The sequence below is a fragment of the Cellulosimicrobium sp. NPDC057862 genome, from assembly GCF_042797035.1.
In the GTDB taxonomy this organism is placed as follows: Bacteria; Actinomycetota; Actinomycetes; order Actinomycetales; family Cellulomonadaceae; genus Cellulosimicrobium.
This window is the reverse complement of record NZ_JBHVMH010000004.1, coordinates 167,310-184,704: the sequence shown is the minus strand read 5'-3', so window position 1 is coordinate 184,704 and position 17,395 is coordinate 167,310. Positions and strand designations below refer to the sequence as shown.

At 73.2% G+C, this 17,395-nt stretch carries 20 protein-coding genes; 10 read left to right on the top strand and 10 right to left on the bottom strand.

The features are described 5' to 3' along the window. Nucleotides 1–19 precede the first annotated feature (19 nt). The 7 genes from ACFVN3_RS07955 to ACFVN3_RS07925 all read right to left on the bottom strand — a co-directional run bounded on the left by ACFVN3_RS07955 (nucleotide 20) and on the right by ACFVN3_RS07925 (nucleotide 5,497). Entirely contained in the window at nucleotides 20–640 is a 621-nt protein-coding gene (locus ACFVN3_RS07955; RefSeq protein WP_378232228.1) for a response regulator, read from the bottom strand. An 8-nt stretch (nucleotides 641–648) separates the two neighbouring features. Next, nucleotides 649–1,980: a sensor histidine kinase gene (locus ACFVN3_RS07950; RefSeq protein WP_378232227.1), complete on the bottom strand. Its 1,332-nt coding sequence runs from the start codon at nucleotides 1,978–1,980 to the stop codon at nucleotides 649–651. Between the two features lie 32 nt (nucleotides 1,981–2,012). Beyond that, nucleotides 2,013–2,777 (bottom strand): ABC transporter permease, encoded by a 765-nt coding sequence (locus ACFVN3_RS07945; protein ID WP_378232226.1) that lies wholly within the window; start codon nucleotides 2,775–2,777, stop codon nucleotides 2,013–2,015. Further along, nucleotides 2,777–3,712 carry an ABC transporter ATP-binding protein gene (locus ACFVN3_RS07940; RefSeq protein WP_378232225.1) on the bottom strand — a complete coding sequence of 312 codons (936 nt, stop codon included), beginning with the start codon at nucleotides 3,710–3,712 and terminating at the stop codon, nucleotides 2,777–2,779. The genes ACFVN3_RS07945 and ACFVN3_RS07940 overlap by 1 nt, the downstream gene beginning before the upstream one ends. Before the next feature lie 116 nt (nucleotides 3,713–3,828). Then, nucleotides 3,829–4,887, bottom strand: a complete 1,059-nt coding sequence (locus tag ACFVN3_RS07935) for an SURF1 family protein (protein ID WP_378232224.1) — start codon at nucleotides 4,885–4,887, stop codon at nucleotides 3,829–3,831. Then, nucleotides 4,884–5,132, bottom strand: coding sequence for a hypothetical protein (locus tag ACFVN3_RS07930; protein ID WP_378232223.1), 249 nt, complete (start codon nucleotides 5,130–5,132; stop codon nucleotides 4,884–4,886). The genes ACFVN3_RS07935 and ACFVN3_RS07930 overlap by 4 nt, the downstream gene beginning before the upstream one ends. Further along, complete coding sequence (locus ACFVN3_RS07925) at nucleotides 5,129–5,497, bottom strand: DUF3099 domain-containing protein (RefSeq protein WP_378232222.1); 369 nt, start codon at nucleotides 5,495–5,497, stop codon at nucleotides 5,129–5,131. The genes ACFVN3_RS07930 and ACFVN3_RS07925 overlap by 4 nt, the downstream gene beginning before the upstream one ends. Before the next feature lie 210 nt (nucleotides 5,498–5,707). Here ACFVN3_RS07925 and fabG point away from each other — a divergent pair, with 210 nt between their 5' ends. The 3 genes from fabG (at nucleotide 5,708) to ACFVN3_RS07910 (ending at nucleotide 7,881) form a co-directional block, all read left to right on the top strand. Further along, nucleotides 5,708–6,433 carry a 3-oxoacyl-ACP reductase FabG gene (gene fabG, locus ACFVN3_RS07920; protein ID WP_378232221.1) on the top strand — a complete coding sequence of 242 codons (726 nt, stop codon included), beginning with the start codon at nucleotides 5,708–5,710 and terminating at the stop codon, nucleotides 6,431–6,433. Between the two features lie 129 nt (nucleotides 6,434–6,562). Beyond that, on the top strand, nucleotides 6,563–7,330 hold the full coding sequence (fabI, locus tag ACFVN3_RS07915; RefSeq protein WP_378232220.1) for an enoyl-ACP reductase FabI: 768 nt from the start codon (nucleotides 6,563–6,565) through the stop codon (nucleotides 7,328–7,330). 14 nt (nucleotides 7,331–7,344) lie between these two features. Further along, nucleotides 7,345–7,881, top strand: coding sequence for a SixA phosphatase family protein (locus ACFVN3_RS07910; RefSeq protein ID WP_378232219.1), 537 nt, complete (start codon nucleotides 7,345–7,347; stop codon nucleotides 7,879–7,881). A 75-nt stretch (nucleotides 7,882–7,956) separates the two neighbouring features. On the opposite strand, the gene serB is transcribed toward ACFVN3_RS07910, so the two are convergent. Next, entirely contained in the window at nucleotides 7,957–8,625 is a 669-nt protein-coding gene (gene serB, locus ACFVN3_RS07905; RefSeq protein WP_378232358.1) for a phosphoserine phosphatase SerB, read from the bottom strand. 116 nt (nucleotides 8,626–8,741) lie between these two features. Continuing rightward, nucleotides 8,742–9,983: a glucose-1-phosphate adenylyltransferase gene (gene glgC, locus ACFVN3_RS07900; protein WP_047233139.1), complete on the bottom strand. Its 1,242-nt coding sequence runs from the start codon at nucleotides 9,981–9,983 to the stop codon at nucleotides 8,742–8,744. 129 nt (nucleotides 9,984–10,112) lie between these two features. Here glgC and glgA point away from each other — a divergent pair, with 129 nt between their 5' ends. The 4 genes from glgA to ACFVN3_RS07880 all read left to right on the top strand — a co-directional run bounded on the left by glgA (nucleotide 10,113) and on the right by ACFVN3_RS07880 (nucleotide 13,505). Continuing rightward, nucleotides 10,113–11,324: a glycogen synthase gene (glgA, locus tag ACFVN3_RS07895; protein WP_378232218.1), complete on the top strand. Its 1,212-nt coding sequence runs from the start codon at nucleotides 10,113–10,115 to the stop codon at nucleotides 11,322–11,324. Next, nucleotides 11,321–11,803, top strand: coding sequence for an SRPBCC domain-containing protein (locus ACFVN3_RS07890; RefSeq protein WP_378232217.1), 483 nt, complete (start codon nucleotides 11,321–11,323; stop codon nucleotides 11,801–11,803). The genes glgA and ACFVN3_RS07890 overlap by 4 nt, the downstream gene beginning before the upstream one ends. A gap of 158 nt (nucleotides 11,804–11,961) precedes the next feature. Beyond that, complete coding sequence (locus tag ACFVN3_RS07885) at nucleotides 11,962–12,570, top strand: DUF6318 family protein (RefSeq protein ID WP_378232216.1); 609 nt, start codon at nucleotides 11,962–11,964, stop codon at nucleotides 12,568–12,570. Nucleotides 12,571–12,617: 47 nt separating this feature from the next. Beyond that, a complete protein-coding gene (locus tag ACFVN3_RS07880) occupies nucleotides 12,618–13,505 on the top strand; it encodes a hypothetical protein (protein WP_378232215.1) in 888 nt (295 codons plus the stop codon). A gap of 297 nt (nucleotides 13,506–13,802) precedes the next feature. Here ACFVN3_RS07880 and ACFVN3_RS07875 read toward each other — a convergent pair whose 3' ends face one another. Next, nucleotides 13,803–14,639, bottom strand: a complete 837-nt coding sequence (locus ACFVN3_RS07875; protein WP_378232214.1) for a hypothetical protein — start codon at nucleotides 14,637–14,639, stop codon at nucleotides 13,803–13,805. A 27-nt stretch (nucleotides 14,640–14,666) separates the two neighbouring features. Between ACFVN3_RS07875 and ACFVN3_RS07870 the strand changes: the two genes are divergently transcribed. The 3 genes from ACFVN3_RS07870 (at nucleotide 14,667) to ACFVN3_RS07860 (ending at nucleotide 17,381) form a co-directional block, all read left to right on the top strand. Further along, nucleotides 14,667–15,455, top strand: coding sequence for an ABC transporter ATP-binding protein (locus ACFVN3_RS07870; RefSeq protein ID WP_378232213.1), 789 nt, complete (start codon nucleotides 14,667–14,669; stop codon nucleotides 15,453–15,455). Nucleotides 15,456–15,534: 79 nt separating this feature from the next. Next, entirely contained in the window at nucleotides 15,535–16,005 is a 471-nt protein-coding gene (locus ACFVN3_RS07865) for an NfeD family protein (RefSeq protein WP_308202250.1), read from the top strand. A 65-nt stretch (nucleotides 16,006–16,070) separates the two neighbouring features. After that, nucleotides 16,071–17,381 (top strand): SPFH domain-containing protein, encoded by a 1,311-nt coding sequence (locus ACFVN3_RS07860; protein WP_378232212.1) that lies wholly within the window; start codon nucleotides 16,071–16,073, stop codon nucleotides 17,379–17,381. The last annotated feature ends 14 nt before the right edge of the window (nucleotides 17,382–17,395 follow it).

Sequence of the window (17,395 nt, the reverse complement as noted above, 5' to 3'; positions counted from 1 at the left end):
CGCGACGGGCCGGGCGGCGTCAGGTGAGGATGCGCCGCCGGTAGCCCTCGGCCACCGCCGAGGCGCGGTCACGGACGCCGAGCTTGTCGTAGACGTGCTGCAGGTGGGTCTTGATGCTCGCCTCGCCGATGAACAGCGCGGCGGCGGCCTCGCGGTTCGAGCAGCCGTTCGCCACGAGCTGGAGCACCTGCTTCTCCCGGTCGGTCAGCGTGCCGGCGCCGGGCCTGCGCACCTGTCCCATCAGGTGCTGGGTCACCGACGGCGCGAGCACCGACTCCCCGCGCCCGGCAGCACGGACGGCCCGGATCAGGTCGTCGGGCAGCGCGTCCTTCAGGAGGTAGCCGATCGCGCCCGCCTCGATCGCCGGGAGGACGTCGCTCTCACCGTCGAAGGTGGTCAGGACCAGCACCCGGGCTTGCGGGACCTGCTCGCGCAGGGCCGCGGTCGCCGCGACCCCGTCCGTCCCGGGCATGCGCAGGTCCATGAGCACGACGTCCGCCGCGAGCGACCGCGCGCGGTCGACCCCCTCGGCGCCGTCGCCGGCCTCGCCGACGACGACGATGTCCTCGACGTCCGCGAAGGTGTCGCGGAGGCCGCCCCGCACGATCGGGTGGTCGTCGACGATCACGAGTCGAAGCATCGGCCGGTCTACTCCTTCTCCGTCGTTCCCCCGGGGGCGATCGCCGGGACGCGAGCGCTCACGGAGGTTCCCTCGCCGGGCGCGCTCTGCACCTCGAGGTGACCGCCGACCCCTCTGATCCGCTGGCGCATGCTCGTCAGGCCGAAGCCGGTGCCGACCCCTGCGGCGAACCCGCGCCCATCATCCCGCACGTCCAGCAGCACCTCGGCGCCTGCGTACGACAGCGTGACCCCGACGCGCGAGGCCTCCGCGTGCTTCGCCACGTTGGTCAGGGACTCCTGCACGACCCGGAAGAGCGAGACCTCGATCGCCGGGCTCAGCGGTTCCCGGACCCCGGTGATCTCGACGTGAGCGCGGACGTCGTGGTCGTGCGACCAGCGCTCGGTCAGGGTGCGCAGCGCGTCGGGAAGGTGCGCGCGCCCGAGCTCCTGGGGTCCGAGCGCCTGCACGGACCGTCGGGCCTCCGCCAGGCTGCTGCGCGCGAGCCGGAGCGCCCGCGCGACGTGGGCGTCGGTCTCGCCCGGCGCGTGCGCGGAGCGTTCCGCCGCCTGGAGCTGCGTGATGATGCCCGCCAGGCCTTGCGCCAGGGTGTCGTGGATCTCGCGGGCCAGGCGCTGTCGCTCGTCCTGGGCGCCGGACTCCCGGGCCTGGACGACGAGCTGGGCATGGAGCCCGGCGTTCTCGTGCAGCGCGGCCTCGAGCCGCTCGACCAGCTCCTCGCGCTTGCGTTCCGCCGACTCGCTGCGCGCCGCCAGCAGGATGCCCGCACCGATCGCCGCCGTCTGCACGACGACGACGAGCACGAGCTCGGCGAGCCGCTCCGGTGTCGGGTCGGCCCACACGCTCATCGCCGAGCCGTTGAGGGCCACGGAGGTGACGAGGACGCCGAGCACGCCGAGCGGCCAGGGCGTGAGCAGGTACGCGTGGAAGAAGCCCGCGACGGTGAAGACCAGGAAGATCTCGGAGTAGGTCATGAGGGTGACGCACAGCGCCAGCAGACCGACGAAGTAGATGCCCGCCGGGACGGGCCGCAGCGTCCCCCTCCGCAGGGGAAGCGTGTGCCCGCACAGCACCCACAGCGCCGACACTGCGACCAGCCCGAGGACCGAGGCGCCCTCGGGCCAGAAGCGTTCGCCGGAGGCCGGGAGCACCCCCGCGAAGTAGATCGCGGTCGAGACCGTCAGGAGCAGCCACGGGGTGAACAGCTGCAGGAGGTCCCAGACCCGGAGCTGGTCCGCCTTCCAGGCCCGCGTCGTGGCGCCCGGCGTCGGCGCACCGTCGGCGACGGCGGGTCCGCGCGCCCCGGAGGTCGGGCGCTCGACGGCCCTGGCGTCCTGCATCGTCGACTCCTGTTCCGGTCCGGCTCCTGGACTTACTCCCAGCGGAAGAGCTTCGCGGCGACCGCGCCCGCGACCAGCGCGATGCCCGCCATTATGGCCATCTGCAGCCAGAACGGCTGGCCACCGGCAGTGGCCGTGAGCGCGCCCGCGTCGGCGGACCACGCCGTGGTCAGGGCCTGCAGCCCCGGTGGGACCACGTCGCCGACCGCGCGCAGCAGGTCGGGCATGAGGACGCGAGGCAGGAACGCCCCGCCGAAGAACATCAGCGCGACGAACAAGAGGGTGCCGACCTGGTTCGCCGCGCTGCTCGTGCGGACCACCGCGGCGGAGACCAGCCCGAGCCCGAGCAGCGCCGCGTAGCCGACCACGAACGCGACGACGAACTCCAGCGGTCGTTCCGGCGGCGCGATGCCCAGCACCGCCCACGCGGCGAGGACCAGGAGCGCCGCGGAGGCCACCACGGAGGCGAACGCGACGATCACCTGCGCGAGCAGGACGCTCCGCGGGTGCGCCGGGGTGGTCGACAGCCGGCGCAGGATGCCGCGCTCCCGGTACGTCGCGATGACCGCCGGGACGTGCTGCACCGCGATCATCACCATCCCGAACACCAGCGCGGTCGGCGCCCAGACGTCGATGGGCCGGAGGCCGCCGGTCTCCGGCGTCGGTTCCCTGAGCGCCGGGATGGTGCCGAGGCCGAGCAGGAGCGCTGTCGGGAACAGCACGCCGAAGACGACGGTCGTGGTATCCCGGAGGAAGAGCCTCGTCTCGACCCGGACCAGCTTCCGGAGCGCGGGCATCAGCCGGCCCTCCGCGCGGAGGCGTCCCCGGACCCCGGGGGTCGCCCCGTCAGGGCGACGAACGCGTCGTCGAGAGTGCGCTGGTCGACGCGCAGGTCCTCCCCCACGACGTGCGCCCGGGCGAGAGCCCCGGCGACGCTGCTCAGGAGCTGCCCGCGGCCCGTGACCCGCCAGCGGTCCGCGGTGTTCTCGACGTCAGTCACGTCGGGAAGCCCGGTCAGGACGCTCCTGTCCAGCGGCTGGCTCACGCGGAACCGGACCTGCTGCGCCGCGTTCGCCTGCGCGATGAGGCCCGCGGGCGTGTCCACCGCCGCGACCCGGCCGCCGCTCACGACGGCGATCCGGTCGCTGAGGCGCTCGGCCTCGTCCATGAAGTGCGTGACGAGGACGATCGTGACGCCCGTGTCCCGGACGCGCTCGACGAGGCTCCAGGTGTCGCGCCTCGCCTGCGGGTCCAGCCCGGTCGTGAGCTCGTCGAGGATCGCGACCTTCGGCCCGCCGACGAGCGCGAGCGCGATCGACAACCGCTGCTTCTGCCCGCCGGAGAGGGCCTTGTACCGGGTGTCGCGCTTCTCGGTGAGGTCGAGCAGCTCCACGAGCTCGCGCCAGTCGACGGGGTCCCGGTAGAAGGACCCGTAGAGGTCGAGCGCCTCGGCGACCGTGATCGCGTCGGGGAAGCTGCTCTCCTGGAGCTGCACGCCCAGCCGCTCCCGCACCTCGGCGCGGTCCGTGGCCGGGTCGAGACCCAGCACCGAGATGGACCCGGAGTCGGGCGTGCGCAGGCCGGCGACGCACTCCACGGTCGTCGTCTTCCCGGCGCCGTTCGGCCCGATGATGCCGAAGATCTCGCCGTCCTCGACGGTCAGCGACACGTCGTCGACGGCGACGCGATGCCCGTAGCGTTTGTGCAGGTTGCGGACTTCCAGAGCGGTCATGCTGCGACGCTACGGTCGCCGGGCACCGGGCTACATCGACCGTTGCGGCACTACCCGGGTTGACGCGCGCCTCCACCGTTCGGTGGACCCGCGGCCCTCGCGGCGCGTGAGCACGACTACCGCAGTGGCGGGCGCTCGCGCTGCAGGTCGCGCTCGGAGCTCGTCTCGTCGGCCCGACCGGTCGGCGGCCCGGGGTGCGAGCCCAGCTGGGCGTCGATGAGGGCGTCCTCCTCGTCCTCGGCGCTCGGGCGGCGGGACCGCGGCTCGCGACGCGCCCGGGCGGCATCCGGGTCCTGGGCGGCGAGCAGGTCACCCGCCGTGAGCGTGGTCTCCTCGCCGCGCGCGTCGCGCCGGTCGCGGCGGACCAGGAGCCAGAAGCCGGCGACCGCGCCGATCGCGAACACCGCCCACTGGAACGCGTACGACAGGTGCGAGCCGGGGTCGGTGTCGGGCTTGGGCAGGGCCTCGAGCGTCTCGTCGGCCGGCGGAACCTCCGTGCGGAGCTGCCCGTACGCGCCGACGGTCCGGCCCTCGGCCCACGCGGCGCCGTCGGGGCCCGCGGCGAGCACCTGGTCGGTGGAGATCGCCTGGACCTGCCCGTCGGGCGCATCCCGGCCCGACGGCGGCTCGTCGCCCCGCAGCGTCACGGTCGCCTCGACCTCGCCCTCCGGCGGCGCCGGCACGTCGCCCGGCGTGACGGCGTCGGTGCCGAGCGGGACGAACCCGCGGTCGACGACCACGACGAGCCCGTCGGGCGCGGACGGCGTGGGGTTCGTCACGAACGGGACGAGCACGTGGAAGCCGGGACTCCCGCCGACCGGCCGGTTGCGCAGGAGGACGGTCGCGTCGGTCTCGTAGCGACCGTCGAGCGTCACGGGGCGCCACAGGTCCGCCTCGTCCAGCGTGGCACCGGGACCGTCCAGGACCGCGTCGACAGGGACGGGCTCCGACGCGTAGTTCGTCTCGATGCGCTCGATCTCCGCCTCGCGCGCGACGTACCGGTTCCACTGCCAGCGTCCCGCCACGAGGCACAGCGCGACGAGCACGAGGACCCCGACCGCGAGGGTGACCCACTGCCGCGCCGTGCGCGGCTGGTGGGCGTCCGCGGTGGCGCGCTCCGGCGTCGGGCCTGCCGGGGCGCCCGGCGCCGGGCTCGACGGTACGGACTGCGTCACGGGGCCGCCCGGCGCTCGAGCTCGTCGACGGGCACGGTCGAGCGCCAGAACGAGCGGGCGCCGAGGAACGTCTCCAGGTGCTCGCGGTGCGCGTCGCACGCGAGCCAGACCTTGCGCCGCTCGGGCGTGTGGATCTTGGGGTTGTTCCACAGCAGGCCCCACACGGCCTCCTCGCGGCAGCCCTTGGCGCTGCACACCAGATCCTCCTCGCCGACGGGGTCGGCGAGGCCCAGGACGTCGGTCACCGGTTGTCCTCCTCGTGGTCCTGCGGGTCGGGCGACTCTCCGCCGGCGATCCCGTGGGATCCCGGCACCCCGGCGGCGGGCAGCGCGCGGTGCTCCATCGGCGAGGTGTCGTAGTGGGCCTGGTCGCGCCCGGCGTTGGCGATGAGCACCGCGCTGTACGGCAGGACGATCGCCGCGGCGGCGAACACCCAGGTCAGCCAGCTCGGGGCGACGAGGATCGCGGCCACGAAGCAGGCGATGCGGATCCCCATCTGGATGAGGTACTTGCGCTCACGCCGCGCCTGGTCGGCGGCCAGCGGCTCCGGGGCGGACGTGATGCTCGGGACCGCCTCGGCCGACCTCCGGGCCGTGCGTCGTGTGCTCACACGGCCAGTCTACGTTTGTCGGGACCCCACAAAGTGTGGGGGAGCGCTGTGACCGTGCCGTACCGCGCACGACGGCCTCGGCGCACGGTACGGTCGGTGCGGCGCGTTCGCGCGGGCCGGTCACGAGCCCGCGCCAGGCCCACCCGGTACCGGCCGTGCGGGACCCGTCCCCGGCCGCCGACCCACCCGACCGTCCCGAGGAGCCGCACCGTGTCCGAAGCCACCGCACCCGCCCCGCGCACCGTCGTCGTCACCGGCGCGAACCGGGGGATCGGCCGCGCGATCGCCGAGCGGTTCGTGGCGAACGGCGACCGCGTCGCGACCGTCTACCGTGGCGGCGACCTGCCCGAGGGCGTCTTCGGCGCCGTGGCGGACATCACCGACACCGCGGCCGTGGACGCCGCGTTCACCGAGATCGAGAACGAGCTCGGGCCGGTCGAGGTGCTCGTCGCGAACGCGGGCGTCACGCACGACCAGCTCCTGCTGCGCATGACCGACGAGGACTTCGAGTCCGTGATCGACGTCAACCTCACCGGCACGTTCCGCTGCGTGCGTCGTGTGAGCAAGGGCATGATCCGCCTGCGCCGTGGCCGCATCGTGCTCGTGTCGTCCGTGATCGGCCTCTACGGCGGCGCCGGGCAGGTCAACTACGCGTCCTCCAAGGCCGCGCTCGTCGGCATGGCGCGCTCGATCACGCGCGAGCTCGGGTCGCGCAACATCACGGCGAACGTCGTGGCGCCCGGGTTCATCGACACCGCGATGACCGCCGAGCTCCCCGAGGAGCGACAGTCCGCGTACAAGGCCGCGATCCCCGCGGGGCGCTTCGCCCAGGCCGACGAGGTCGCCGGGGTCGTGCAGTTCCTCGCGTCCGACGACGCCGCGTACGTCTCCGGGGCCGTCATCCCCGTGGACGGCGGCCTCGGCATGGGCCACTGACCCGACCGTGACCGGCCCCACCCGTGGGACCGGTCACGACGGCGGTCACCGGCGCGCCCGCGCCCCCTCTCTTTCAGTACGCTCAGCCTCAGCGCGCCCGCACGGCGGGTGCACGACGGAAGGAAACCGATGGGTCTGCTCGACGGCAAGAAGCTCCTGATAACCGGAGTGCTCACCGACTCCTCGATCGCGTTCCACGCGGCGCGTCTCGCGCAGGAGGAGGGGGCCGAGGTCGTGCTCTCCTCGTTCGGCCGCCAGATGAAGCTCACGCAGGCCTTCGCCAAGCGCCTGCCCGTCGAGGCGCCCGTCGTGCAGCTCGACGTCACCGACCAGGCGGACCTGGACGGCCTCGCCGACGCGGTGCGCGAGCACACCGACCGCCTCGACGGCGTCGTGCACTCGATCGGCTTCGCCCCGCAGAGCGTGATGGGCGGCAACTTCCTCTCCGGCACCTGGGAGGACGTGGCCACGGCGCTCCAGGTCTCGACGTTCTCCTACAAGTCGCTCGCGGTCGCCGCGAAGCCGCTCATGACCGACGGCGGAGCCGTGGTGGGCCTCACGTTCGACGCGCAGTTCGCCTGGCCCGTGTACGACTGGATGGGCGTCGCGAAGGCGGGCCTCGAGTCCGCGAACCGCTACCTCGCGCGTGACCTCGGCCCGGACGGTATCCGTGCCAACCTCGTCTCCGCGGGCCCGATCCGCACGACGGCCGCCAAGTCCATCCCCGGCTTCGAGCAGATGGAGGACGGCTGGCCCCGGCGGGCGCCTCTCGGCTGGGACCAGACGACGGCGGAGCCCGCCGCGCGCGCGGTCGTCGCGCTCCTCTCCGACTGGTTCCCGGCGACCACCGGTGAGATCGTGCACGTCGACGGCGGCGTGCACGCCATGGGGCAGTGACTCAGGAGGAGCGCATGGGCGCGGAGACCACCGACGGCGGAGTGCGCCGTCTCGTCCTCCTGCGCCACGCGAAGGCGGAGCCGGGCGGCGGGAGCGTCGACGACGTGCTGCGCCCCCTCGCCCTGAACGGGCGGCGGCAGGCGGTCCGCGTCGGCGGCGCGCTGCGCGACACCGGGCTCGTCCCCGAGCGCGTGCTGTGCTCGTCGGCGCTCCGCACGCGGCAGACCTGGGAGCTGCTGTCCGCGCACCTGGGCGACGTCGACCCCGACGTCGTCGTGAGCGACGACCTCTACGCCGCCGACGTGACCGACGTGCTGGACCTCGTCCGGTCGACGGACTCGCGCGTGCGCACGCTGCTCGTCGTGGGGCACGAGCCCACGATGGCGGCGACGGCTTCGCACCTGGCCGACCCTGCCTCCGACGGCGGGGCGCTCGCCCAGGTGCGCGTCGGCGTGCCGACCGCGACCTACTCCGTCCTGGAGTCCGCGACGGCCTGGGACGCCTGGGTGCCCCGCGGCGCCCTCCTCACCTACGTGGGTCGCCCGTCCTGACGTCCGCGTCCCGCTCGTGACGCGGGAGAGCCCTGGTCCGCGCGGACCAGGGCTCTCCCGCGTGCTGAGCGCGGCTCAGCGCGCGGCGTCCACCCGGTCGACGACGTCGAGCACGGCGTCGATGCGCGGGCCGTCGACGCCGTAGGGCGCCTGCGCGCGCACGACCGGCTTCGCGGCGAACGCGACGCCGATGCCCGCGGCGCCGATCATGTCGAGGTCGTTCGCGCCGTCGCCCACGGCGATCGTCGCGCTCATCGGCAGGCCGAGCTCGGCCGCGAACTCGCGCAGCGCGACCTCCTTCGCGGCGCGGTCCACGACCGGGCCGGTCGTGCGACCGGTCAGCCGGCCGTCGGCGACCTCGAGCCGGTTCGCGCGGAAGCGGGTGATCCCCAGCTCGGCCGCGAGGTCGGCGACGATCTCCTCGAAGCCGCCCGAGACGAGACCGACCTCCCATCCGCGGCGGTGCGCCTCGGCGACGAGCTCGCGCACGCCCGGCGTGAACGTCGCGCGGGCCCGGACGTCGGCGAACGCCTCGACGGGAACGCCGGCGAGGGTCGCGACGCGCTCGCGCAGCGAGGCGCCGAAGTCGATCTCGCCGCGCATCGCGCGCTCGGTCACCTCGGTGACCTCCGCGCGCGTGCCCGCATGGTCGGCGAGGAGCTCGATGACCTCCTGCTCGATGAGCGTCGAGTCCACGTCCATGACGAGGAGCCGGACGGGGCCGCTCGTAGGGTCGGGGGTCACGCGGGGGCTCCTCGCGGTGTCGGTCTCGTCGGTGCTCGGGGTGGGCACCTCGCCAGGCGCGTCGACGGGCAGCGCGGCGCGGGCGGCGTCGGGCACGACGCCGGCGGGGGAGTGCGTCACTCGACGACCGTCCCCTTGGGGACGACCGTGATGCCGGACTCGGTGACCGTGAACCCGCGGGCACGGTCCTGCTCGGGGTCGAGCCCGATGCGCGCCTGCTCGCCCACGACGACGTTCTTGTCGATGATCGCGCGGTGGACCTGCGCGTGGCGGTGCACCTGCACCCCGTCCATGAGCACGGAGTCCGACACGGACGACCACGAGTGCAGGTAGGTGCCGGGCGAGAGGACCGAGCCGACCGCCGTCGCGCCCGAGATGATCACGCCGGGGGAGACGATCGAGTCCGCGGCGTGCCCGAGGCGCCCGCGGCCCGCGTGCACGAACTTCGCGGGCGGCAGGCCCGTGTAGCCCGTGTGCAGCGGCCACTCCTCGTTGTAGAGGTTGAAGACCGGCGTGACCGCGATGAGGTCCTTGTTCGCGTCGTAGTACGAGTCGATCGTCCCCACGTCGCGCCAGTAGTCGCGGTCGCGGTCCGTCGAGCCCGGGACGTCGTTGCGGATGAAGTCGTAGACCGCGGCCGTGCCCTTCTCGACGAACGCGGGCACGATGTCGCCGCCCATGTCGTGGCGCGAGTCCGCGTTCGCGGCGTCCGACGTCACGGCGTCGATGAGCGCGTCCGTGTCGATGACGTAGTTGCCCATCGACGCGAGCACCTCGTCGGGCGAGTCGGCGAGCCCGACCGGGTCCTTGGGCTTCTCGCGAAACGCCGCGATCTTCGTCGGGTCCTTCGGGTCCGTCTCGATGACGCCGAACTGGTCCGCCATGGAGATCGGCTGCCGGATGCCCGCGACGGTGAGCTGCGCGCCGGACTCGACGTGCGCGTCGACCATCTGGGAGAAGTCCATGCGGTACACGTGGTCGGCACCGACCACGACGACGATGTCCGGCCGCTCGTCGTCGATGATGTTGAGGCACTGGTAGATCGCGTCGGCGCTGCCGAGGTACCAGTGCTTGCCGACGCGCTGCTGCGCGGGCACCGGGGCCACGTAGTTGCCCAGGAGCGACGACATGCGCCACGTCTTGGTGATGTGGCGGTCGAGGCTGTGGGACTTGTACTGCGTGAGCACGATGATGTGCAGGTAGTGCGAGTTCACGAGGTTGGACAGCGCGAAGTCCACCAGTCGGTAGATGCCCCCGAACGGCACCGCGGGCTTGGCCCGCGAGGCGGTCAGCGGCATGAGGCGCTTGCCCTCGCCCCCGGCGAGGACGATGGCGAGGACTCGTGGTGCGGCGGCCATGCCCAGACCGTAGCCCCTCGGGGCGGCACCCCGCAGCAGGGACCCGCATCCTGGGCGCGGCGCGCCCGCACGGACCGCGCGGGCGGTCATCGCGGGACCGCGGCGGGGGACTCGGCTACGGTGTGGCGCGTGAGAGTGGACCTGCTGACCCGTGAGTACCCGCCGCACGTCTACGGCGGTGCCGGCGTGCACGTCGCCGAGCTGTCCGCGGTCCTGCGCCGCCACGTCGACGTGCGCGTGCGCTGCTTCGACGGCCCGCGCGGCGAGGACGACGTGACGGGCTACTCGGTCCCGGGCGTCCTCTCGGGGGCGAACGCCGCGCTCGGCACGTTCGGCGTCGACCTCCAGATGGCCGACGACGTCGCGGGCGCCGACCTCGTGCACTCCCACACCTGGTACGCCAACCTCGGCGGCCACCTGGCGGGCCTCCTGCACGGCGTGCCGCACGTGCTCTCCGCGCACTCGCTCGAGCCGCTGCGCCCGTGGAAGGCCGAGCAGCTCGGGGGCGGGTACGCCCTCTCGTCCTGGGCCGAGCGCACCGCGTACGAGGGAGCGGCGGGGATCATCGCCGTGTCCGGCGGGATGCGCGACGACATCCTGCGCGTCTACCCGCAGGTCGACCCCGCGAAGGTGCACGTCGTGCACAACGGCATCGACCTCGACGGCTGGCGGCGTCCGGAGTCGGAGACGCAGCGCGGTGGCGCCGACGGGGTGGTCCGTGGTCTGGGCATCGACCCCGACCGCCCGGCCGTGGTGTTCGTCGGCCGGATCACGCGCCAGAAGGGTCTGCCCTACCTGCTGCGCGCCGCGCGCTCTCTGCCCGACGACGTCCAGCTCGTGCTGTGCGCCGGCGCCCCCGACACGCCGGAGATCGCCGCCGAGGTGAGCGGCGCCGTCGCCGAGCTCCAGAAGGAGCGCAGCGGCGTCGTCTGGATCGAGCAGATGCTCCCGCGCGCCGAGCTCGTCGCCGTGCTCGCCGCGTCCACCGTGTTCGTGTGCCCGTCCGTGTACGAGCCGCTCGGCATCGTCAACCTCGAGGCCATGGCCGTCGGGCTGCCCGTCGTCGGGACCGCGACGGGCGGCATCCCCGAGGTCGTGGACGACGGCGTCACGGGTCTCCTCGTCCCGATCGACCAGGCCGACGACGGCACGGGCACCCCGCTCGACCCCGACCGGTTCGTCGCGGACCTCGCGGCCGCCCTGACCCAGGTCGTGAGCGACCCCGAGCGCGCCGCCGCGATGGGCCGCGCCGCACGGCAGCGCGTCGAGGACCACTTCGCGTGGGACGCGATCGGGGAGCGCACGCTCGAGGTCTACCGGACGGTGCTGGGGCAGTCGTGACCACCGCGGGGAGCGACCGGGTCGACGAGGCGACGCGCCTCGTCGCCGCCGCACCCCGCGACGTCTACCAGGCCCTCGTCGACCAGGACGCGCTCGTCGCGTGGCTCCCGCCCGACGGCATGACCGGCCGCTTCGAGCGCTTCGACCTGCGCCCCGGCGGCAGCTACCGCTTGGTCCTCGCCTACGACGACCCGCAGGCCGACCCCGGCAAGACCGGCGACGGCACCGACGTCGTCGACGTCGCGATCGTCGACCTCGTCCCGGACCGGAGCGTCGTGCAGCAGGTCGACTTCCCGTCCGACGACCCGGCGTTCGCCGGGACCATGACGATGACCTGGACCGTCGAGCCCGCCGGTGACGGTGCGCGCGTCACCGTCCGCGCCTCGGGCGTGCCGTCGGGCATCTCGCCGGAGGACCACGCCGAGGGGATGGCGTCGTCGCTCGCGCACCTCGACGCGTACGTGACGTCGCGCTCCTGAGCCGCCGCGGGGAACCCGGCGGGTTGTCCACAGATCGGGTCGTGCGGGTTCCGCCCGTCGCGTGGTTTCGCTAGGTTGCTGGGCAGCCCGCACGCCTCATGGACGTGGCGTGCGGTGGTTCGCATCGATCTGCAGGGGGTCTCGTGCGTCGTTCTCGTGTGCTGTCCCGTGCCCGACGGCGGTCGTTCGCCGTGGGTGCCGTTCTTGCCGTGGGGTGGGTGGTCGCTGGGTGCACCGGCGGCGGCGACCCCGGTCCGTCGCCGTCGGTCGAGGAACCGGTCGCGCCGTCGCCGTCGGAGACGCCCGAGCCCACGCCGACCGAGACCGGGCCGGTGAAGCCGGAACGTCCCGCGGCGATGGAGCGTGACGACGCGGAGGGAGCCGCCGCCGCGGCGGAGTACTTCCTCGAGCTGTATCCATATGTCATGGCGACCGGCGACACCGCCGAGTGGGAATCGATGTCTCATCCCACTTGCCAGTCGTGCGCAGATTTTGTCGCTCAGGCCAGGACGGTCAAACAACGCGGAGACAAGTTCACAGGCGGGGGCGTTGAGGCCACCGTCGAGAGTCCGGAGCTCTACGTTCGGGACGAAGCTACTGGGATCTTCCCGCTCGACGTCACCCTGCATCAGGCGGCACTCGCGATCTTGAGCCCTGAAGGCGATGAAATCCACGCTGCGGAGGACCAGAGTGTTGTGCGACGCATCGAGATGGGTAGGAACGACGAAGCGTGGGTCGTCGTCGCGATCGCTGAGCTCGACCAGTGATTCGCCATCGAGCTTGCAGATGGGCCGTGCTTACCGTTGCGTTCGCAATGGGACTCGCAACCGTCCCCGCTCCGGCCGTTCACGCGATGCGGTACGTCTCCGATCCTGGCTACGGCGACATCGTCGGGCAGTCCACGGGTGACTCAATCAATATCGAAGCGGAACGTGCGACACGGGGCGGCGGTACGTACGAGACAGGAGGCGGGACCAGCGGCCCGGCGACGGAGCGGTACTTCCGTTCGACACAGAGGCTTTGCGAATTGTTCGACGGGCTGGACGACCCGACGTCGGACCTGTCGCAGGGGTGTGCAGACTCCGAGAGACTCTTGGAGGGAGAACAACTCGAGTGCGAGGCGGACTCGTACTACCTGGGCGCGCTGTACCGCCAAACCCGCGAGATCGGCGCGGACGGAACACCGGGTGCGTGGTCTGCATCCGGCGAGCCCGTCGCGGACCAGTCGTGCGTCACGCCAGCCGACCTCGCCGGAGAGGCCGAGCGCGCGTTCGCGACGCTCGCTATCGCGCCGTCATCGATCGTCGTGCAGCCCCCCGACGGGTGGACCCTGGTCAATGTCCCCACCATCACCTACACCCAGCCCGGGACCCAGACCCGGGACACGACCCTGCTCGGCATCCCCGTGCAGATCCGCGCCACCCCGCGGTCCTATGCGTGGGACTTCGGCGATGGTGCCACCCCGCTCACCACGACCGATCCAGGAGCGGCCTACCCTCACCACACCATCGCGCACACCTACGACCAGCCCGCCGACCAGGTCCAGATCACGCTCACCACGATCTGGTCCGGGCAGTTCCGCATCACCGGCACCCCCACCTGGACCGACGTCACCGGCACCGCCTCCACCACGAGCACCGCCGACCCCCTGCGCGTCTACGAGGCCCGGTCCCGCCTCGTCACCGACAACCTCTCCGACTGATGCGCCCCGGCCGTGGTCACGCTCCACGGCTGCGGCCGCCGTCTCCGACCGGCGCCACCACCCACCCCGCAGCCCTGTGTCGGAGGGGACAGCGGGGGACCCAGGGGACGTCGTCGAGCACAGGGCGCCGCCACCTGTTCGAGACCAACCCCCGTGTGCGAGATCAATCCCCGCGTGCGAGATCGACCCGAGCGTTCGAGATCGACCCTCGGGAGGTCGACCTCGCGACGCACGGGTCGATCTCGCGCGTCACAGAGGGTGGTTGGCGATGTTGTCGCGGGGCACCCACTGGCCGGGTCAGGATGCGGCGATCCAGAGGGTGGCGGCGCCGACGGCGTGGCGGGAGGCGCGGTCGACCTCGCGGAGGGCGGTGGAGCGCTGGTCCGCCTGCCAGAGGTTGACGGATCCACCGTCGTCGGCGGTCGCGAGGTCGACGATGGCGCGCAGACGCACCGCCTGGGTGAGCACCTGGACGGCGCGCGGTGGCACGGTCGCGGGGAGCTGCCACGCCGGGGCCGCGCCCGCACGCAGGTCGGCGATGGCGCCCGCCGCGTCGTCGCGCCAGCGCGCGACATCGAGCTCGTCGAGGGCGCGCGTGGCGAGGAGCAGGGCGGTGCGCAGGTCGCGCTCGGCCTCGGCGAGCGTGCCGAGGGCGCCGAGGACGCGCGTGCTCCACGGGCCGACCGAGGTCACGTGCCAGGTGACGAGGTGGCCGGGCTCGAGGTCGCTGCCGAACTCCGTGACCTCGGGCACGAGCGCCCACGACCCGGAGGACGTGGTGACGACGACGCACTCGCCGGCGTCGGTCGCGCGCGCCGCGGCCTCCGGCGGGACGCCGGTGACGTCGCCGGGGACCGGGGCGAGCGCCACGACCTCGCGTGCGTCGCCGGCCCAGGCGCCGGCCAGGTCCGCCAGGCGGAGGTCGCCGAGCGCTCCGGACACGACGTGCGGCTCGTCGTCGCGCTGCACCGCGCGGAGCAGGCGGGCCAGACCGTCGTCGTCGCCGAGGCGCGCGGCGCGCAGCCAGAGCGCCAGGAGCGCGCTGCGAGGGAGGGCGCCGGCGCTCGAGGCAGAGCCGGGTCCGGGACCGGGACCGGAGGCGTCGTGCGGACCCTCGGACGAGTGTGAGACCACGACGGCCAACCTATAGGGTCGGTGACCATGAGCGCGGTTCTCGACCTGAAGGGCGTCACCGTCCGACGTCACCCCAAGACCATCCTCGACGCGGTGGACTGGCAGGTGAACGAGGGCGAGCGGTGGGTCGTGCTGGGCCGTAACGGCGCCGGCAAGACGACGCTCCTCCAGGTCGCGTCCGCGCGGATGCACCCCACGGCGGGCACCGCCGACATCCTGGGCGAGCGGATGGGCCGCGTCGACGTCTTTGAGCTCCGGCCGCGCATCGGGCTCGCGTCCGCGGCCCTCGCGGAGCAGATCCCCGGAGACGAGACGGTGCGCGACGTCGTGCTCACGGCCGCGTACGGCGTCACGGGCCGGTGGCGCGAGGAGTACGAGGAGTTCGACGCGGAGCGTGCGAGCGACCTGCTCGCCGCGTTCGGCGTCGACCACCTGGCGGACCGCCTGTTCGGCACCCTCTCCGAGGGAGAGCGCAAGCGCACCCAGATCGCGCGGTCGCTCATGACCGACCCCGAGCTCCTGCTCCTCGACGAGCCGGCCGCCGGCCTCGACCTCGGCGGACGCGAGGAGCTCGTCGGCGCGCTGTCCGAGCTCGCGGGCGACCCGGCGTCCCCGGTGCTCGTCCTCGTCACGCACCACGTCGAGGAGATCCCGCCGGGGTTCACGCACCTGCTCCTGCTCAAGGACGGCGTCGTGCACACGGCCGGCCCGGTCGAGGAGGTCCTCACGGCCGAGAACCTCAGCGACGCGTTCGGCATGCCGCTCCTCGTCGCGCACGGTGGCGGGCGCTGGATGGCGCGCGCCGCGCGGGTGTGACGCGCCCGTCCTCGACCAGGTGCGTCGAGATGCGTGCACTGCGGGCGGAAATTCGGTAAAGTACACGTAAAGCGCGCACGTGGGAACGGGGGTCGAGATGGACTGGCTGTGGTGGGTCGGAGCGGCGCTTCTCCTTGCTCTCGTGGAGATCATCTCGCTCGACCTCGTGCTCATCATGCTGGCCGGCGGCTCGCTCGCCGCGGCTGGCGTCAACGCTGCCGGTGGGCCGCTGTGGCTCCAGATCGTGGCGTTCGCGGTCGTGAGCGCCGTCCTGCTGCTCACCCTCCGGCCGTGGCTCCTGCGCCACCTGCGGTCGCGGGTCCCGCTCACGGAGACGAACGTCGCCGCCCACGTCGGCCGCACGGCGCTCGCCGTCGACCGCGTGAGCGAGTTCGGCGGCCGCGTGAAGCTCGTCGGCGAGGTCTGGACCGCGCGGACCGAGCCCGACGCTCCCCAGATCCCCGTGGGGACGGAGGTGCGCGTCGTGCGGATCGACGGCGCGACGGCCGTCGTCGCGCCGCTGCCCGCGCAGCACCCGACCGGGTCGTGACCGACCGGCACGACCCGCACCGCGCCGCCGGGCGACCGGTCGCGCCGTCGACCAGGAGGTAGTCGATGAACGACCCCAGTCCCGGAACGATCCTCGCGTACGTCGTCCTCGCGCTGATCCTGATCTTCGTGATCGTCGCGCTCGTCAAGGCGGTGCGCATCGTGCCGCAGGCGGTCGCGATCATCGTCGAGCGCCTGGGCCGGTACTCGCGCACGCTCGAACCGGGCCTGCACCTGCTGGTGCCGTTCATCGACCGCGTGCGCGCCTCGGTCGACCTGCGCGAGCAGGTCGTCTCGTTCCCGCCGCAGCCCGTGATCACGTCGGACAACCTCGTGGTCAGCATCGACACGGTGATCTACTTCCAGGTCACGGAGCCCAAGTCGGCGGTCTACGAGATCGCGAACTACATCACGGCGATCGAGCAGCTCACCGTCACGACGCTGCGCAACGTCATCGGCTCGATGGACCTCGAGCAGACGCTCACGAGCCGTGACCAGATCAACGGCCAGCTCCGCGGCGTCCTCGACGAGGCGACCGGCCGCTGGGGCATCCGTGTCAACCGCGTCGAGCTCAAGTCGATCGACCCGCCGCCCAGCGTGCAGGGCTCCATGGAGCAGCAGATGCGCGCCGAGCGTGACCGCCGCGCGGCCATCCTCACCGCCGAGGGCGTCAAGCAGTCGCAGATCCTCACGGCCGAGGGCGAGAAGCAGGCGGCGATCCTCCGGGCCGAGGGTGACGCGCAGTCGAAGATCCTCACGGCAGAGGGCGAGGCGCGCGCGATCCTCCAGGTGTTCGACGCCATCCACGAGGGCGACGCCGACCCGAAGCTGCTCGCGTACCAGTACCTCCAGATGCTCCCGCAGATCGCGAACGGCAGCGCCAGCAAGCTGTGGGTCGTGCCGACGGAGTTCACCGCCGCGCTCGGGTCCATCGCCAAGGGCTTCGGTGGCGTGCCGGGGATCGACGGCGGGACGCCGAGCGGGACGCCCGCCCAGGACGCGGAGGCGGCCGAGGCGAGCGCCGAGGCGCGCCGCGAGCGCGAGCGCGACCGCGTGAAGTTCGGCGTGCCGTCGCTCACCGACCCGTCGGAGGCGCTGGCCGAGGCGCGCCGTCAGGCCGAGGCGGCCACCGCGGACGCGACGAGCGCGGGGACGCGGTCCGGTCTTCCGTTCGACCCGCAGACGGAGCGCGGCCAGCACCCGGGCGGCTCCGGCGAGCACCGCGCGGGCCCGCCGGAGCCGGGTGCCGCGACGCCGCGCCCGCTGGGCGGCCCCTCGCAGTACGCGCCGCCTCCGCCGCCGCCCGTCGAGGACGCGCCCGAGGCGGACGAGCCGCCCGCCGACGAGCAGCCGCCGTCGTTCCCGCCGCACCGCTGACCTCCGTGGTCGAC